We start from the raw sequence: 17965 nt of genomic DNA on the forward strand, positions 1-17965 counted from the left end.
TCTCTTTACTTATCCTGCTTCGCCCGATTTTCTCGGATTAAGAGCAGGCCTTCTTTTAATATCTTACTAGCATTCAAACGGCCAAAATCTTCGGCATTGATGGCTTGAACAGGGATTCTTGTGCCCAATCGTTCCGCGATTGTATCTCGCATAAAAGCAATTTGCGGTCCTAATAGGACAATATCCGCTGATTTACTTTCAGTATCTACTTTTGGTTCAGACACTGCCCAAATCTTAACTTTTAATCCGTTATCATCTGCAACCTGCTGCATTTTCTTTACTAAAAACGATGTTGACATCCCTTCGTTGCAGCACAATAAAATATTTGCCATGCTGTTTTCCTCCCTACTCGTTTTAAAGTGTTTCTCCATTACTTTGAATTACCTTTTGATACCAATAATAAGAATCTTTCGGAATACGTTGAAGAGTTCCAGTCATTGTCTCGTCTTGATCGACATAAACGAATCCATAACGCTTTTGATAACCGTTCAACCAGCTTAATAAATCTGTATAGCTCCATGTATGATAGCCAATAACTTCTACACCATCTGAGATTGCTTCTTGAATCGCTTTTACATGCTGCTCCAAGTAGTCAATTCGATAGGAATCATGAATCTGTCCATCCTCCAGCTTGTCATACTCGCCTAATCCATTTTCCGTAATTAAAATTGGCAGACGATAACGGCTGTTCATTCGGCGTAAAGCAATTCTTAAGCCCATTGGATCAATCGTCCAATCCCAATTCGTTGTTTCAACAAAAGGATTTTTCACGGTCTTTTGAATCCCAGAAACGCCGCTTTCAGTAGAAGTACCTTTTTTCCCAGTCGTATTCATTTGATAGTGATCACCATTAGAGACGCCATCTAAAGGATTCCAAGCATTGGTGGCTGATTGATAATAATTCAAGCCTAGAAAATCTGGTTTTGCTGCACGCAAAATTTCCATATCTCCTGATTGAATATCAATCGTGATCCCCTGTTCCTTCAAAGCCTGTAGAATCACACTTGGATACTCACCATAAACATAAACATCCATCCAAAAATTCGCTAACAGTTCTTCTGCATTTTCGGCAGCTAATATATTTTTAGGATCACTATCAATTGAATATTGCGGTGTGTAAGCAAAAGATGGACCGATCATGCCGGGCATTTCCAGCTCCCTAAACTTCTGAATAACTTTTGCGTTGACCAGATTGGCAATATGATTGACATTATAAAAAAGCTGAGTATCTTTCTTTCCTGGCGGATGCGTTGCGATCTGCCATCCTTGATGAGTAAACACATTTTGTTCATTTAACGATACCCAATACTTCACTTTATTTCTAAATGTTTGAAATAGTGTTTCAGCATAGTTTACAAAATCATCAATAATATTTCTGTTTTCCCAACCACCGTATTCTTCCTGTAAAGCTAGAGGCAGGTCCCAATGATAAAGGGTCAATACTGGTTCAATATTGTTTGCAATCAGCTCATCAACTAAATCAATATAAAACTGCAGTCCTTTCTGGTTCACTTCTCCACGTCCTTGGGGGAATACACGTGTCCAGGCTACAGAAAATCGATAGGCTTTTAACCCTTGCTCCTTCATCAGTTGGATATCCTCTTTCCAACGATGGTAATGATCGACTGCAACATTGCCATTCGTTCCTTTAAAGGTTTTTCCTGGAATTGTGACAAATTCATCCCAAACCGATTTTCCTTTACCGTCTTCGTTCCAAGCGCCTTCTATTTGATAGGCAGCTGATGCGGATCCCCATAAGAAATGCTTCGGGAACGCTTTTAGTTTTTGATGTTCCATCCTATCTCCTCCAAAATTTAATTACATGAAATCCGAAAAATCTGAGAATTCATCTGACACTTTAGCAATAGATGGAGCTGCAGTAGCTTCTGCGTCTTCAACAGCTGATGGAGCCTCAGAAATACTAGATTCTTCTACCTCTACTCCCATACTATTCTCATAGGCTCGTAGAAATGGGAAATAAATAGCGACCATCATTGTAATCAATAACACTTGTAAAATAACATTTCTAAAATCTCCACCGCTGGCGACCCATGCATTGATGACAGGCGGCATCGACCATGGCACATACACGACAATTTTAGAAACTAGCCCTGCCCATGTAGCAAAGTAAGCAATGACGAAAGAAATTAGGGGGCCAATGATAAAAGGAATCATAATTAACGGATTAAATACAACTGGAAATCCATAGATCACCGGTTCATTAATATTGAACAACCCTAATGGGCCGGCCATTCCGGCAAATTGTTTATTCACCTTCTTGCGACTAAAAATGAAAATTGCAATAATCAATGCGATCGTTGACCCAGTTCCGCCAATATGACCATAGATATCACGGAAAGGCAGCACAATGATATTGGGAATATCCTGATGATTCGCAAATGCTGCCGTATTCTGATTCATCGCTACTAACAATGGTGGTTCCAAGATTGGATTTACAATCCCGCTTGGATGAATACCTAAAGCAAATAACAAATTAGTAAAGAAGCAAAGAATTACAAACCCTGGTAAGCTCGTCGTTAAGTGAACCAACGGAGCTTGAATCACTTTATTAATCAGCTCATGAATTTCCATATTCGTTAATTGATGAATTCCAAATGAAAGTAATCCGAATACTAATAAAGTGATCATGATAGATGCCATCGCTTCAAAACTCTGAGATACCGCAGGTGGAATGCCATTTCCGCTGAACTTAAATTTCAATTTATCACTTTGCGATATTCGAACAAATAGTTCTGTCGATAGTATAGCCGCAAGAATCGCAACAAAAATCCCTGATGTTCCTAGATAAGAAAACGACGCAACACCGCTTATTTCTACTGCCTTTTCTGCTCCGTTGGGTACAATTGAATTAGATAAAGGCAGGAAAATCATGATAACGGCAATTGTTACTAATGAGCTGAAAATCGGATTTTCTTCTCCGCGATTTTTGGCTAAGCTGTTTGCGATTAACGCTCCGATCATCAACGAATAGCAATTCAGCGTTCCATTGATAATTTTATTTCCTAGTTCCTGCCACATTGTCAAAGTATCTGCCGAAACGAATCCAGCAATCCAACCAGTATCTGGTGCAATGATAATATTGTTGATCAAAATCATCACTCCAGCCAGTACCAAAAACGGTACAGTAGAAACAAAACCATCTCTTAGTGCTCTGAAATAAATCATTGACGCCATTTTTCTCGCAAAGTTATTAATACCCTCTAACACTTTATTGCCTTTTTTCATTCATTACGCCCCCTTATCATCATGCAGTTCATACATTTTGCGATACATCTCAACCATTTGACCAGCCATTTCATGCATCAGACTTGTAGTCATCAGCTGATCTTCCGCATGGACAAGTAACAACCCTAACTCTACCTGTTCTCCACTTGCTTCTGCTTGAATCATTTCAAAGTGAGCATTATGAGCAACCACAAATTTTTCCTTCGCTTGCTTTAATTGTTCATTTGCCTCATCAAAATTGTTCTCTCCTGCTAACCCAATTGCCGACATGATCAACGATTTTGCTTCCCCAACAGATGCAATGATTTTAAATGAAACCTCTTCCATTCCTTGCATAATAATACTCTTCCTTTCAATCAAATCTGAATAACACTAATAATTGCTTTGCCTAAAATATCTTCCTTTTATTTCCTTTTTAGATTGACTATCAACCTCCAAATTACTCAAGTTTAAGAAAGCGCATTCCTATTTGAGTAAAACTATATAGTTTTAATAGATTCATGTCAATGGTTTTTTTATCAAAAAATTTTGAAACGCTTCAAAATAATATTTTATCTAATCATAATATATATAGTTTACCTAACAAAAAATCGTGTTATACTGGATTTGCAGATTTTTTTATATGGATGTCAGTTCAACTTTCTCAGGATTTACAGATAGAAAGGTATTTCGCAAAATTATCTAATTAGTATTACAGCACTTTAGTTGAATGATATATGGCTTTCGAATCAGACTCATTTTTTCTTTTGGAAAAAATGATTACTATAAAACGAATAAGGAGAAAAATAATGTCTACTACTACAAAAAAATATACTGAGATTTACGCTCAAATAAAGGAAGACATCGAGTCTGGAGTTTATAAAATTAATGAGAAATTACCGCAAGGAAGGCTCTTAGCACAAAAATATCAAGTGAGTGAGTTGACGATCACAAAAGCGCTCAATGTTCTTGTGCGAGAGGGCTATATTGTTCGACGGAGAGGTTCAGGAAGCTTCGTTAAGGATTTCCATAATAAGAAAATGACTAAATACTCTCCATTAACAGGAAGCTTCTCTGTCTATGATGGCAATGTAGAATCGGTTATTATCGGCTTTACTACAGAGATACCCGATAAATCATTAGCTGATAAACTTGGTATTGACCAAGAAACGTTGGTATACAAAATTATTCGTATGCGAAAAGTAGAAGGAATTCCTTCCATCATTGAATACACCTGGATGCCTACAAATGTGATCAGCGGCTTGACGATGAAGGAATTAGAAACTTCTATCTATAAATACATTTCTGATACATTGAAACTGAAAGTTAAAAGCGCTCATGTCAACATCGCAGGCGTTCGACCCTCAATATTGGAAAAAAAATACTTAAACTTAACGGATACAGATTTCTTAATGAGTGTTGAACAAGTAGCTTATTTGGATGATGGTCGTATTTTTGAATTTTCGATCGCTAATCATATTCCAAGCGAGTTTCATTTCGAAACCGTTCTGATTGCAGATTGATTAGTTCTTATGAACGCGATTTGATAAAAATAAAAACGGTAATAGTGAACATGGACACTACTACCGTTTTATTCTAAACTCTCATACTGAAACATAGAAACCATATTTATTCTGAGACTGTTAACAATCTTTGTATTAGATCAAAATACTTAGTTTTAATACACACCTGTCTAATTGGCTTAATCTGTCAAATAATTTAAGAATCTTAAGTATGAGTCTTTTCTGTAAAAAAACGCGCATAAGGAACTTACTAAAAATATTTAATAACAAATCGAACTAACTACTATTTTTTGGTGTCCGTTCGATTGGCTATTTCTATGACAACTATTCTAAGCCTATTCCTTTAGTTTAATTATAGTAACTTAATGACTTCTCCTGATTCCTTGTCGAAGAAATGTGCTTTTCCTAAGTTGAAAGCTAATTCTACTTGTGCGCCTGGTTTATGAAAATCACGTGCATCAACCTTGGAAACAAACTCCGTTTCACCGACTTTAGTGTATAAGAGCGTTTCTGCACCTAATAACTCAGAAACCATTACTTCCGCTTGCACAACTGCTCCGTCTGAAGAATCAATTGCGATCTGCTCGCTATGGATATCTTCTGGACGAATACCGAAAGTAAGTGTTTTTCCTTCATAGCCCTTGCGAACCAATGTGTTCTTTTCACCTTCAGGAATTTTCAAGCTTAAACCATAACCGTCTTTTATGAAGCCATCCTTTAATGTTACTTCAAAGAAATTCATTGCAGGTGAACCAATAAAACCAGCAACAAAGGCATTTTTCGGAGTGTCATAAACTTGTTGAGGCGTTCCAACCTGTTGAATCACTCCATCTCTCATGATGACAATTCGATCGGCCATTGTCATAGCTTCCGTCTGGTCATGGGTAACATAAATTGTTGTAGTTCCTAAACGTTGATGCAGCTTAGCAATTTCTGCTCGCATGGATACTCTTAATTTGGCATCTAAGTTAGATAGAGGTTCATCCATCAAGAACACTTTTGCATCTCGAACAATTGCACGCCCTAAAGCTACCCTTTGGCGTTGTCCGCCAGAAAGTGCTGCTGGTTTTCTTTTAAGGTATTCAGTCAGTCCTAAAATGTCTGCAGCATTTTCCACTCGTTGTTTGATTTCAGCAGGATCATATTTTCTTAGTTTTAGACCGAAAGCCATATTATCAAAAACGGTCATATGCGGATACAACGCATAGTTTTGAAAAACCATGGCAATATCCCGATCTTTAGGTGCTACTTCGTTCATGACTTGATCACCTATTTTCAGTTCACCCTCTGTTATTTCTTCCAATCCTGCTATCATTCGCAAAGTCGTTGATTTGCCACAACCTGAAGGACCAACGAAAACGATAAACTCTTTATCATCAATCTCTAAATTGAAATCAGTAACTGAATATTTTTCTGCATTGTCATATTTCTTATGAATATGTTTTAGTGTGAGCTGCGTCATTTAATATCCCCATCCTTCTTACTTTTTAATACCGATAAATCAAGATTCTCTAAGGTTTCAACAAGCACATCTGCATGTGGTAAGCTTTTTCGGTTTCCTACGCCGATAGCCAACATTCCAGCTTTTTTAGCCGCTTCAATCCCCGCATAGGCGTCTTCAAAAACGATGCACTGACTTGCAGGAATACCTATTCTTTTAGCCCCCAATAAAAATACTTCTGGATCAGGTTTCGCTTTTGAAACATCGTTACCATCAACAATCACATCAAAATAATCCTGTAATTTTGTATTTTTCAAAATCAGTCCTGAATTTTTACTCGCAGAGCCAAGAGCAATTTTTAATTTTCTATCCTTTAGCTGATTCAGCAATTCAATTACACCAGGTAAAATTTCTCGTTCATCCATCTGGCTAATATAGCGAACATACTCTTTATTTTTTTGTTCCATAAATTTGTTACGTTCATCTTCTGAATAGCTTTTATTTCCTAATGATAGCAGGATATCCAACGACTTTATTCTGGAAACACCCTTTAAGCATTCATTGTTTTCTTCTGTAAATGGAACGTCTAATTGATCTGCTAGTTTTTTCCATGCTAAAAAATGATACTTTGCAGTATCAACCAACACACCGTCAAGGTCAAAAATAGCACCTAAATACTCAGTCAATACAGTTACTCCTTACATTCTTTATTAATCTAGCAATCGATAAGCTAGTTCGTCTTAAGTTTACCTCAGCATTATCCAATGCTTCACTTAAACTTTCAGGCTGTCCAATAATCGAGAAACACGCGCTAATCCCATAAGCTTCATAATCACTGAACTCTTGGTCAACGCTGCCGCTGATTGCTAATACAGTTGTTTTAGCAGGAGCTCGCTTAGCTATTCCTACTGGAGCTTTCCCCGCCATACTCTGCTGATCCATCCTACCTTCGCCAACAATAATGAAATCAGTGTCTTGTGCTCGCTGATCAAAATCTAGTACATCTAAAACAAAATCGATTCCATGAATGATTTTGCCCTTAGCGAACCCTGCGATTCCAGCAGCCAAACCACCGCCTGCACCACTTCCGGGGGTATCAATTAACGTTTGATTGATTAAGCGATAAACTTGTTTCAATGCTTCATCCGTTTTTGATATCTCTTCAATTTTTAAACCTTTCTGCGGTCCAAAAATAAAACTAGCGCCAGATGCACCACATAAAACATTCGTTACATCTGTCACCGCATAGATTTCTGCCGTCAATTCTTGTACATCTGTGTCATCTATTCTGACAATTTTTGACAAACTTCGCCCATTCGGTTGCAATAGATTTCCTTCTTTGTCATAAAATCTATAGCCTAAGCCTGCAGCAAGTCCGATCCCTCCATCAATGGTTGCACTTCCGCCAACACCGATATAAATTTTCTTCATCCCCTTTTCTTGAAGACGAATGATTAATTCTCCAAGACCAATCGTAAGGATATCCAACGGTCGGCGTTGTTCCTCAGAAAACATCGGTAATCCCACTAAATCAGCCATTTCAAAAAAAGCTTGATCTTGAAAATGCATGTATCGCATTGGGAAAGGCTTACTATTCCAGCCGCTAACCGTCTCCCATCTTTCTTCCATCGAAATAGTTTGCGATAAAGCATCCAATGTTCCTTCACCACCATCACCTACTGGTAAAAGTTCAATCGTTGCAGATGGAAAAACTTGTTGGAAACTTTCTCCTAGGATAGTTGCTGCTTTTTTAGCAGAAAGACTACCTTTGAATGAATCTGGCATCATTAAAATTTTCATCGTATTACCTTCTGCTCCATTCTAATTTGTCTGCTAATAAATAGTTCTGACCTTCAATCATGATTGGCAGCTGCTTGGTAGATTCTTTTTTTAATAAAACAGAGTCTTGGGTCATCTGAACAGTAATCTTTTCATTTCTCCAATAAAAGTTGAACGTGAGCTGCTTCCATGCATTCGGCAGCTGTGGATTAATTTCTAGCACATCACCTTTTTTAATACCTGCAAAGCCAAAAATTACCGTCAGCCAAACCGCTCCCAATGCTGCACCGTGAACCCCTTCATCACTTGTATGGGGCTGATCATTCAAATCAATTCGACAAGCTGCTTGAAACATCTCATAAGCCCACTCTGCTTCATGAATTCTAGCTGCAACAATCGCGTGAATCGCTTTACTTAATGATGAATCATGAATTGTTCGATCTTCATAATAATAGAGATTTTGTTTGATTGTTTCAAAGCTAAATAGATCTGGCTGTAAATAAAACAGCATGACTAAGTCTGCTTGCTTTAGAATCTGCCGATCAATGACTTCTTGTCGAGAATACTCGGTCAGAATTAATTGATTCCCTGCCTGTTCCTTATACTTTGATAAGTCAATTACTGGTTTTTCCAAGAATGTATCGTCTTGTGGAATTAAGCCATCAGTATTTTTATCTGGTAAATAGAGTTTGTCTAGAAATTGTCTAAATTGTTCTTGCAACTGCTCATCACCGACCTGCTGCTCCAAAGCAGATCGTACATTATAGGCGGCTAAATAATTGGTATACGCATTGTTATTGACGTGTTCCGTATATTCATCCGGACCAATCACATCATGAATTTCAATCCGACCATTTATCTCGACACCGCGGCTCAACCAAAAAAGAGCTGTTTCCTTTAATAGTTCTTTCCCATAATTATCCATAAATTCCTGGTCAGCCGTCGCTTGATAAAGATCCATCACAGCATAAGCGATATCCGCAACAATATGATGCTCTGCTACAGCCGATGATATAATTTGCCGTTTCCCAGTACGAATATTTATCGCTGCGTATTTTGGTGTCTCTTCATACCCTGTTAAGGCGCTTTCCCAAGGAAATAAAGCACCTCGATAGTTATTCTGTCGCGCTTTTTCCTTTGCTCCAGCCAATCTAAAAAATCGATATTTCAATAATTTTTTTGCAGTATCGGGCTCATTATGCAAGAAAAAAGGAAGGATGAATATTTCTGTATCCCAAAATACATGACCTTTGTAGCCTTCGCCTGTTAACCCTTTTGCTGCCACACTGAATTGGGAATCATCGGGGGTCATAATTTGCAGATGATAGCATGCAAAATCTAAAGCCAATTGGTCGAAGGCATTTTGACTATTGACTACTACCCGATGTTCTGACCAAAAATCATGCCAAGATTTTTTTGTTTCCTTCGCAATTTTTTCATAAGATATTTCCTGGGCTGCGGCCTTTTTAGCAGACTCCAATGGATCATCAGCTTCTAAGCTAGAATATATATAAGCCACTTTTTCAAAAACGAATGAATCATTTTTCTGACAGTTCTCTTGAATGTTTGTTTGAATTTTTCTATTTTTCGCTGAAATAATTCCTGATTTATTTAGACGCATAGCCAGACCTACTGTCAAATGACTCTCAATCGTCTCATATTCAGCTACCAATAGGCGTTCATCATACACACGTATATCACGTTCGATTAAATGCTGGTTGCCACCGTTAGAAACTTGTCCATCAATCCCCGTTTTGATGGAAATTTCAGCTGAACCACTCAATGGCTCTACGATCAGTTGAAAAGCAATCTGTTCCTTATTTTTTTGACTAACAATCCGTTTATTTGTAATTTTGAACCAATCGCCTTGTTCCGTTTGCCATTTTAATGAACGATTCAATTCTCCTGTTGATAAATCTAGCGAACGCTGATAATCTCTCACTTGCGGACTATTTAAGGAAAAAATCTCGCCATTTATTCTTAACTCTTGTTCAGTGATATCAGGCAGATTGACTAATTCAGCTGCCTCTGTACCGATCGTTCGATCAAAAATGCCCCGGACAAAAAAACCTCTATCCTGATTTCGATACTTTTCCTCATGTACTGCACGAACTCCTAAATAGCCGTTTCCCGTCGTCATTAGAGTTGCTTCTTTATTTAGTGTTTCTTCCTCAAATTGATTAAATTCTATTTTCATAGTTCTACTTTTTCACCTATTTCAGCCGATTGATATAATGCTGCAATCACTTTTTGTATAATATAGCCCTGTCTGCCGTCAGCAATTATTGCTTGTGGATCTCCAGCAACTTTACGACAAAAATGATCTATACTGGTAAAATGATTATTCGTTTCCTTACTTTCGATTTGTTTAATAACTTTAAGTTCCCCAGCTTGATCTGTATAAATTTTACCAGGATAGAGATTTGCACCTGCTTCGTCACCGCAAAGCTGAACATCTAAAACCTTATCCGCTTGTATATTTAACGCGAAAGATGTATTGATCCGAAGAATCCCGCCATTTTCAAATTCTAATGTTCCAAACAAGGAATCCTCTACGGTGTATTTTTCCGGGTCCCAAAATCCAAATGAACCTTGGTTCTTACGAGGACCGATTTTTTGATATTGATAACCCGAAACTGCCTTGATTTTTGGAAAATCCAATAGATATAACGCCGTATCCAACATATGTATTCCATAATCAATCAGCGGACCGCCGCCTTGAAGTGTTTTATCAATAAAATTTCCCCAGCCAGGAACCCCTGAACGTCTTAAGGCATTTGCTTCGCTATAATAAATATCCCCCAATAAGGCAATGTTTTCCTTCAACATCTGCGCTTCCGGTGAATAACGATGTTGAAAATCATAAGCTAAACAAACAGATTTTTTTTCTGCCTGCTTCCACATATTTTTTGCTTCAAGGCTCGTCATGGCTGGCGGTTTTTCGCAGAATACTGAACACCCTGCCGCTAATGCACTCATTACACTGTCATAATGAAAGCGATTGGGTGTACAAACACTTACGATATCTGGTTGTTCCTCTATCAACATTTCTGTAGTTGATGTATATGCCTGCTTAAATTGATTTCTTTGACAAAAAAGCTCGGCCCTTGCTAAATTAGGATCAACCACTGCTACTAATTGAAACGTTTCTGGTTTTGTTAAATAATAGGCTGCATGGACTTTTTCTGCTACTTGGCCAGCACCGATAATCGCTACTTTTTTCATTACTCGTTCCTTTCAAGAAAAGCATAGTTGAGCGTTCAACTATGCTTTTCTCATACATTCCTTTAAGAAGTTGATAGAATCTTGATAAATTTTAGGAAGATCTTCTCCACGTAATCGGCATTCGTATACTAAACAACCGTCATAATTGATCTCTTTGATTGTCTTGAAATGTTCAACAAAATTGATGGCTCCGGACCCCGGCTGATACCGATGATTATCCGCTAAATGTATGTGTCCCACATAATCCTTTTGCTCGATCAACGCTTTTGAAATACTATCTTCTTCGATATTCATATGGTAAAAATCAGCGGTAATTTCAACATGCACCAATTGATTTTCATCAATGTATTTCCGAGCATCAGCTAACAAGTTGATCATATGATCTTGATACCGATTCAATGGCTCTAAATATATTTTGGTTCCCGTTTCAGCGGCTACCTTCTCTAACTGAATCAAAGAGTCACTAACTGCTTTAAAATCACCAGCTTGACTTCTTGGAGAAACCATCGGTGGTAAACGATAGGTAAACATGCCCCAAGCCGCAGGAACAACGATGCCTTTCCCGCCTACTTCAGCTAGTGCTCTTAAAATATCAGAAATCTGTTCAATCCCTCGTAAACGACGTTCTTCAATAAAATCACCGATCCACCCATCGTAACCATTACAGGCAGTTTCTACTAAAATCCCCGTTTCTTTCATTGCTTCTTTGACTTCTTCTACGTGTTCGACTAACAGATTGCCATCTATTTCGTAGGTTTCAAACCCTAACTCTTTGATAAATTGAAATTTTTCTTTTATGTCTGTTGGGAAAAATGCTTGATCTTGCGTGCCAAATCTCATGATATAATCTCCTTATTTGTCTTCGTTCAATCCTTTTAGTTTAAAGCTCTACACCCATTTTCACACTTAATGAAGGGTCTTGGTCAATGTAGCGCATATAGGCTTCCGCACTTTCAGCTAACGGAACAATTGGCGCAACAATCTCTGAACAATCTAAGTAACCGCTCATTAGCAGTTCCCAGCAAGTATCTTCAATTCGTTTGCGATTCCAACGCGGATATTCGGGATTCGGCTCACTTGAAGCCCGAGCAAAAATAATCTTCGCATTATTAAAATGTGCTTCACGACCAAAATTTAATCCTTCTGGGAATGGTTTAGCAAAAGCAACATAGGAAATAATTCCGCCATAAGCAATGCCTCTCAAGGAAGCTTGTAAAGCACTAGCAGCCCCACTGGTTTCAATGACAGAATCGACCCCCATTTTGTTGGTGAACTCCTTCATTTTTAAACCGACATCTTCAGTTATTGGATCTAGACTATGAATCGCACCAAATTTTTCCGCTAATGTTCGACGTTCTTTGATTGGATCAATGGCGATGACCTTTGCACCAGCATTAACTGCAATTTGTACTGCGATTAAACCAATCGCGCCAAGACCAAAAATTGCCACAACATCACCAGCGCGTACATTGGCTACGCGGGTACCACCCATCGCAAATTGTGCTGGATCGTAACATACTGCATTTTTCCAACTATCCAAGCTTGCCATTTTCCGTAGTTTATAGTTGTCTACACCTTTGGCGACCACTGTTTCTCGTATGGGGCCATAAGTACAAACAATCTCTCCGATTTGATATTCTGTAACCTCACTGCCTATTTCCACTACTTCTCCAACCACCATATTTCCTAATGGCAGATCGCCGAACTCAATACCGCGAGGGCTTCCTGCCTCACGTGGCATAAACATATTCCATTCTGAAGAAAACTCATCATCGATAAATGGACTGATCCCTCTAAAATCAACGACTTCTGTTCCAGGCTTAGGAGAAGCAAACTTCACCTTGATCAGTACTTCGTCTTCTAAAATAGTTCTCTCCTCATAATCTTTTAAACCTGCTACTCGTGGTTCAAGCGCTACTAATTTTTTCACGATTTTCATCCTCTTTTTTTAAATTATCCTTTGACGCCGCCTTCAATGGCTCCGCCTTTAATAAAACGTTCTGAAAGTGAGTACATGATGACTACTGGTAAAGCAGTAATCAGTGAAGCTGCCATCATCCTGCCCCAAACATAGTCTGGGGTACTAAATAACGTGTTCAGTCCGATTGGCAATGTAAACTTATCGGTTGATGAAAGGAAGATCGATGCAAACAGAAAATCATTCCAAGAAACCATAAAACAATACACAAAAACTGAAATAATCCCCGAAAATGCTAATGGTATCATGATTTGAATGATGATCTGAAAACGGCTCAAACCGTCGATCATCGCCGCCTCTTCAATATCTTTGGGGATTGTTTCAAAGTAACTGCGCAACATAAAAATTGCTGTCGGTAATGTTTGAACCACCATTGTTATGACTAAAGAAGTTCTAGTGTCATACAAGCCTAATGAAGAGATAATTTTGAATAGCGGAACGACAATCAAAATACCTGAGAACATATACACCGTATAGAAACTCGCATTGATTTTATTACGTCCCTTAAAGTTTAGACGTGCTAACGCATAAGCACCACCAATTCCAATAATCACAGCGATAACAGATGCAAACAACGAAATAACAAAGCTATTCTTAAAATAGTCGACAAATGGAAAAATCTCTGGATTAAAAATATCGACAAAATGTTCTGTCGTGAACTGACGCGGTAAAATACTCGGTGTAGTCGAAATCGCTTCACTGCTGCCTTTAAAAGATGTCATTAGCATGATCCAAAAAGGGAACAGGTTAATTGCTAAAAAACAAATAACCATGGCATAAAAGAAGAATTTTTTTACTTTTTTATTTTTAGCCATTGTTTAAATCCACCCGCTTTCTTGAAATTAGAATCACGACAGCAATAATAACGAATAAAATCACTGAAATAGCCGAAGCTTTACCTAAGTCATTGAATGCAAAGGCTGTTTTATAAAGATAGACACCTAATATATCCACTTTATTTGTCAGTAAATAGACATCAGTAAACATATAAAACATCCAAATAGATCGCAAAACAATAACTGTGGCGAGGACCGGCTTGATCGCAGGTAATGTAACAATCTTGAATTTCTGCCAGAAATTTGCGCCATCGATATCCGCCGCTTCATACAAGCTTTTATCGACAGTTTGCAAAATTGCCAATAAAGAGATGAAGGCATAAGGATAGTAGCGCCAGATTGCAAAGATTACGACTAAAGCAAAACTTGAACCTGGATTATCAAACCATAATGGTGCTTCGCTGAAAAAATGTAATTTATCGACTAAAAAATTATTGATAATACCATAGCCATTATTGAACATATATTTCCAAGCAAAAATTAAAGAAATAGAAGGTGTGACATAGCTCAGAATAATCAAAGAACGAACCAATCCGCGGTACTTAAATTCACGGTTAAACGCAATCGCCACTGCTAAGCCTAAAGCGGTGCTTCCCAAAACGACTAACGCTGTATAAGCGATCGTCAAACCTAATGATTTATAAAAAGCTGGATCCTTTAAAATATCCAGATAATTGTTCAAGCCAACAAAAGTAGACTTTAGATTCGCATTTAACGGCAAATCTAAAAAACTAATCTGGATATTTGACAGCATTGGAAAGAAAACCAATACTGCCAATAAAATCATGCTTGGTGCTAATAAGGCAATAGCAAATTTTGTATCTGTTTTGTTTGCTATATTTTTCATAACCCGCTCCTACTCCTCAATTGATTCTTGAGCCGTTTTTAATGCTTTCTCAGGATCTTCCTTACCAACAGTTACGCCATTTACCGCTTTTGAAATAGCGCCAGAGCTAGTAATATCTCCCATTTTTGTAAAGTTTTTATCGCCAACTAAACCAAACACTTGGACCTTATCAAATGAGCTGGCAATTTCTTTCGGAAGCTCGCCAAAAGCACTGATTACTTCATTTGATTGGTAAGAAGAGCTATCAACAACTTCTTTGTTTACTGGTTGCGCACCACCAGGTGACATCAAGACCCATTTTTCCATATTTTTGGCTTCTGATAGATACTCGACAAATTTTTCAGAAGCTGCTTTTTGTTCTTTATCTAATCCAGCAGAAATCGTTAATCCCGAAACTGTTCCATAAACGGCCTCTTGTTTGTTGGTCGGAATTGCAAAACCAATATCTTCTGACTTTCCTTCTTCAAAAACAGACGGCAAAATATACGTTGAATAGATCGCCATTGGGGTTGAACCATTCATGAAAGCATCTTTAATCTCCGTTACGTCATTTGAACCTGGCATGGTGTATTGCGACAATTCTTTATAATAATCCAAAGCCTGCTTCATCTCTGGCGTATTAATCGTCACTTTTCCTTTATCATCCAACACATTTGCATTATTCGAAAGTGCAAACTGTGAAAAGGCTTGTTCAGTCATTGTACTGTCGGCGGTCGGCATTGCGATGCCGTATTTCTTATTGCCTGCATCATTAAAATGCTTCGCGATCTCTAAAACTGAGTCCCAAGTTGTTGGTTCTGAGAATCCAGCATCGTTCAGCGTCTTTTTGTTATACCAAATACCTTGAACCCAACCGCTTATCGGTGCTGCAATATATCCTGAACCATCTTCTGTGCGAACCAATTTTTTGGCACCATCGTAATAATTGTCTTCACCAACTTTTTTCATGACATTGCCAACAGCTTTTTGATCGATCAGTTCATCCTTATCCATTACCTTAGCGAAGTCTTGGCTGACCTCAATAACACCGGTAAGCTTATTTGAACGGGCCAACGGAACAACTTTTGTGTTATACGCATCTTCTTCAACTGGCATTTGTTTCACTTTAATATCTGGATTTTCTTTTTCAAAATCGGCAACCAGCTTATCAATTACTTTCAGTCGATCTTGTTCAACTGAAGAATGCATAAATTCAATTGTCGTTTTCTCATCATCCTTCGCGCTTCCTCCGCCACATGCTCCCAAAGTCAGAGCCAACACTGCCAATGCCGTACCAAAAATCATTTTCTTTGCTTTCATTCCACTGTCTCCTTCTTGATAGTTCTAAATTTTTTCCAACCAAACAAATTGGTAAGGTTCCAAAATTACTTCCTTTTGAATAACGCATTCATTTTTTGTTAATAAATTAATATAGGTTCCAGCATCAAGTGAAATCGTTTGAGCTTGATCGCTCATATTATGCAATACGTAAACCTTTTCATCTCTAACAATTCCAAATGTTGCATGATTCGTTTCCAGAACTCGCATAGCACAATTAGGATGGAAAGCTTCCTCACTTCTCCGCAGTTGAATCAGCTTTTGAAGTTCACGGTATACTTGGTTTCTAAATGACCCACTTTTCAGTAAGCTGTCACAAATTTCTGAAGCTTTATATTTCTGGCGATTAATTGTTCGATTCGCGCCTGTCTTTTCAACACCTTCATAGTAGTTGCGTCCGCCTAAAATACTTTGCACATAAACTGCCGGTATCCCAATAATCGTCAATAAAATAGAGTGAGCCACCATGAAACGCTTCAGACGCAGCTCATCTTCATCTGATTGGTTACTTAAAGCGTCAATATAGGTTGTATTAATCTCGTAAGGACTGAAAGAACCATCTGGATTTTGTTTATAATTTACTAGTGCTCCCTCTTTTTCTATACTAGCAACTAAATCAAGAATTTCTGCTTCATCAATAATTCCTCGAATCGGATTTAAACCAATTCCATCATGAGATGCTAAAAAATTGAAGAAGGATACTTCTTCCGTTGGTAGATAGATTTCATTTGCCCATTTTTGCAAATAGCTAGTATTCCCTGTTCGAATCGCATGCAATACTAATGGAGGTAACGGAAATTGATAAACCATTTGCGCTTCATTAGTCCCGTCCCCAAAGTAACTGATATTATCTTGATGAGGCACGTTCGTCTCTGTAATCAAAATCGTTCCTGGAGCTACCTCTTCCACAATGCTTCTAAAAAGCTGAATGATCTTGTGGGTTTCTGGAAGATGGATACTGCTGGTTCCAGCTTTCTTCCATAAAAATCCTACTGCATCTAGACGAATAAAATCTGCTCCTTGATCTACATAAAACAGCAGCACATCAATCATTCTTAATAAGACCTTCGGATTAGCAAAATTCAAATCTACCTGATCATCACTAAAAGTCGTCCAAATATTGCGTATCTTCCCATCTAAATCGACAAACTCTGATAACAACGGTGACGTTCTCGGTCTTGTAACCATACTTAGATCAATCGAAGGATCACTTTCGATAAAAAAGTCCTTATAGCTAGTGCGATTATTCAAGTAACCTTGAAACCAATTACTTTTTGCAGACATATGATTGCAAACGAAATCGAACATCAAACGAGCATTACGATTCATTACCTGGACATCTGCCCAATCACCGATTTCTGGATTTACCTGTTCATAATCAATCACCGAAAATCCATCATCTGAGCTGTAAGGAAAAAACGGTAGGAAATGTACAATTGGAAATGTATCTGAAAAAAACTGCTGATACATTTTATTGAAGGTGGTTAATTTAGTTTCTCCATCCTCATAAAACTGATCGCCATAAGTAATCAAAAACACATCATCTTGATCCCATTGTCCTTTTCTAGGTCGGATATTCTTATTTTTATATCCCTTGATTCTTTCAGATATTGCTTCTTTTAGAAACATTGCTTCATCTTGATGCGGATAAATTGCAGAAATGATTTCTTCAATCAAATAGAAAACTCCTTTCTTGTGGGAGCGCTCCCACCTCACACCAAGATAATATTATAGTAAGCGGTTTCTGTCAATTGTTTTTTTAAATAATTAACCGCCTTTATGGACAAATCATCG

Annotated in this window: 16 protein-coding genes; 1 reads left to right on the plus strand and 15 read right to left on the minus strand. The window is 37.9% G+C overall.

The window, feature by feature from the left end; translation table 11 throughout:
* Positions 1–5: 5 nt before the first annotated feature.
* From AUF14_RS09530 to AUF14_RS09545, 4 genes are read right to left on the minus strand one after another with little or no spacing between them, the layout of a single operon-like run.
* Positions 6–332 carry a PTS sugar transporter subunit IIB gene (locus AUF14_RS09530; RefSeq protein ID WP_048721174.1) on the minus strand — a complete coding sequence of 109 codons (327 nt, stop codon included), beginning with the start codon at positions 330–332 and terminating at the stop codon, positions 6–8.
* A 22-nt stretch (positions 333–354) separates the two neighbouring features.
* A complete protein-coding gene (locus tag AUF14_RS09535) occupies positions 355–1797 on the minus strand; it encodes a glycoside hydrolase family 1 protein (RefSeq protein WP_049219656.1) in 1443 nt (480 codons plus the stop codon).
* A 21-nt stretch (positions 1798–1818) separates the two neighbouring features.
* Positions 1819–3246 (minus strand): PTS sugar transporter subunit IIC, encoded by a 1428-nt coding sequence (locus tag AUF14_RS09540; protein WP_049219654.1) that lies wholly within the window; start codon positions 3244–3246, stop codon positions 1819–1821.
* 3 nt (positions 3247–3249) lie between these two features.
* Entirely contained in the window at positions 3250–3582 is a 333-nt protein-coding gene (locus tag AUF14_RS09545; RefSeq protein ID WP_048721168.1) for a PTS lactose/cellobiose transporter subunit IIA, read from the minus strand.
* A gap of 452 nt (positions 3583–4034) precedes the next feature.
* Between AUF14_RS09545 and AUF14_RS09550 the strand changes: the two genes are divergently transcribed.
* Positions 4035–4748 carry a GntR family transcriptional regulator gene (locus AUF14_RS09550; RefSeq protein WP_049219650.1) on the plus strand — a complete coding sequence of 238 codons (714 nt, stop codon included), beginning with the start codon at positions 4035–4037 and terminating at the stop codon, positions 4746–4748.
* Between the two features lie 352 nt (positions 4749–5100).
* Here AUF14_RS09550 and AUF14_RS09555 read toward each other — a convergent pair whose 3' ends face one another.
* The 11 genes from AUF14_RS09555 to AUF14_RS09605 are packed head-to-tail and all read right to left on the minus strand — an operon-like array spanning position 5101 to position 17848.
* Positions 5101–6210: an ABC transporter ATP-binding protein gene (locus AUF14_RS09555; protein ID WP_049219649.1), complete on the minus strand. Its 1110-nt coding sequence runs from the start codon at positions 6208–6210 to the stop codon at positions 5101–5103.
* Positions 6207–6875, minus strand: coding sequence for a beta-phosphoglucomutase (pgmB, locus tag AUF14_RS09560; protein WP_049219646.1), 669 nt, complete (start codon positions 6873–6875; stop codon positions 6207–6209). Before pgmB ends, AUF14_RS09555 begins: the two co-directional genes overlap by 4 nt.
* Positions 6868–7989 (minus strand): glycerate kinase, encoded by a 1122-nt coding sequence (locus AUF14_RS09565; protein ID WP_049219644.1) that lies wholly within the window; start codon positions 7987–7989, stop codon positions 6868–6870. Before AUF14_RS09565 ends, pgmB begins: the two co-directional genes overlap by 8 nt.
* Before the next feature lie 4 nt (positions 7990–7993).
* Positions 7994–10165, minus strand: coding sequence for a glycoside hydrolase family 65 protein (locus tag AUF14_RS09570; RefSeq protein WP_049219642.1), 2172 nt, complete (start codon positions 10163–10165; stop codon positions 7994–7996).
* Positions 10162–11193 carry a Gfo/Idh/MocA family protein gene (locus AUF14_RS09575; protein WP_102866018.1) on the minus strand — a complete coding sequence of 344 codons (1032 nt, stop codon included), beginning with the start codon at positions 11191–11193 and terminating at the stop codon, positions 10162–10164. Before AUF14_RS09575 ends, AUF14_RS09570 begins: the two co-directional genes overlap by 4 nt.
* 39 nt (positions 11194–11232) lie before the next feature.
* A complete protein-coding gene (locus AUF14_RS09580; RefSeq protein WP_049219640.1) occupies positions 11233–12033 on the minus strand; it encodes a sugar phosphate isomerase/epimerase family protein in 801 nt (266 codons plus the stop codon).
* A gap of 40 nt (positions 12034–12073) precedes the next feature.
* On the minus strand, positions 12074–13123 hold the full coding sequence (locus AUF14_RS09585; RefSeq protein ID WP_049219669.1) for a zinc-binding dehydrogenase: 1050 nt from the start codon (positions 13121–13123) through the stop codon (positions 12074–12076).
* 23 nt (positions 13124–13146) lie between these two features.
* Positions 13147–13986, minus strand: coding sequence for a carbohydrate ABC transporter permease (locus AUF14_RS09590; protein ID WP_049219638.1), 840 nt, complete (start codon positions 13984–13986; stop codon positions 13147–13149).
* The gene (locus AUF14_RS09595; RefSeq protein WP_049219637.1) at positions 13979–14854 is read right to left on the minus strand and encodes a carbohydrate ABC transporter permease; all 876 of its coding nucleotides are present in this window, start codon (positions 14852–14854) and stop codon (positions 13979–13981) included. Before AUF14_RS09595 ends, AUF14_RS09590 begins: the two co-directional genes overlap by 8 nt.
* Positions 14855–14863: 9 nt before the next feature.
* Positions 14864–16153: an ABC transporter substrate-binding protein gene (locus AUF14_RS09600; RefSeq protein ID WP_102866019.1), complete on the minus strand. Its 1290-nt coding sequence runs from the start codon at positions 16151–16153 to the stop codon at positions 14864–14866.
* 24 nt (positions 16154–16177) lie between these two features.
* Positions 16178–17848, minus strand: a complete 1671-nt coding sequence (locus tag AUF14_RS09605) for an alpha-amylase family glycosyl hydrolase (RefSeq protein WP_082158446.1) — start codon at positions 17846–17848, stop codon at positions 16178–16180.
* Positions 17849–17965: the final 117 nt, after the last annotated feature.

This window comes from Enterococcus avium (genome assembly GCF_002891025.1).
In the GTDB taxonomy this organism is placed as follows: domain Bacteria; phylum Bacillota; class Bacilli; order Lactobacillales; family Enterococcaceae; genus Enterococcus_A; species Enterococcus_A avium.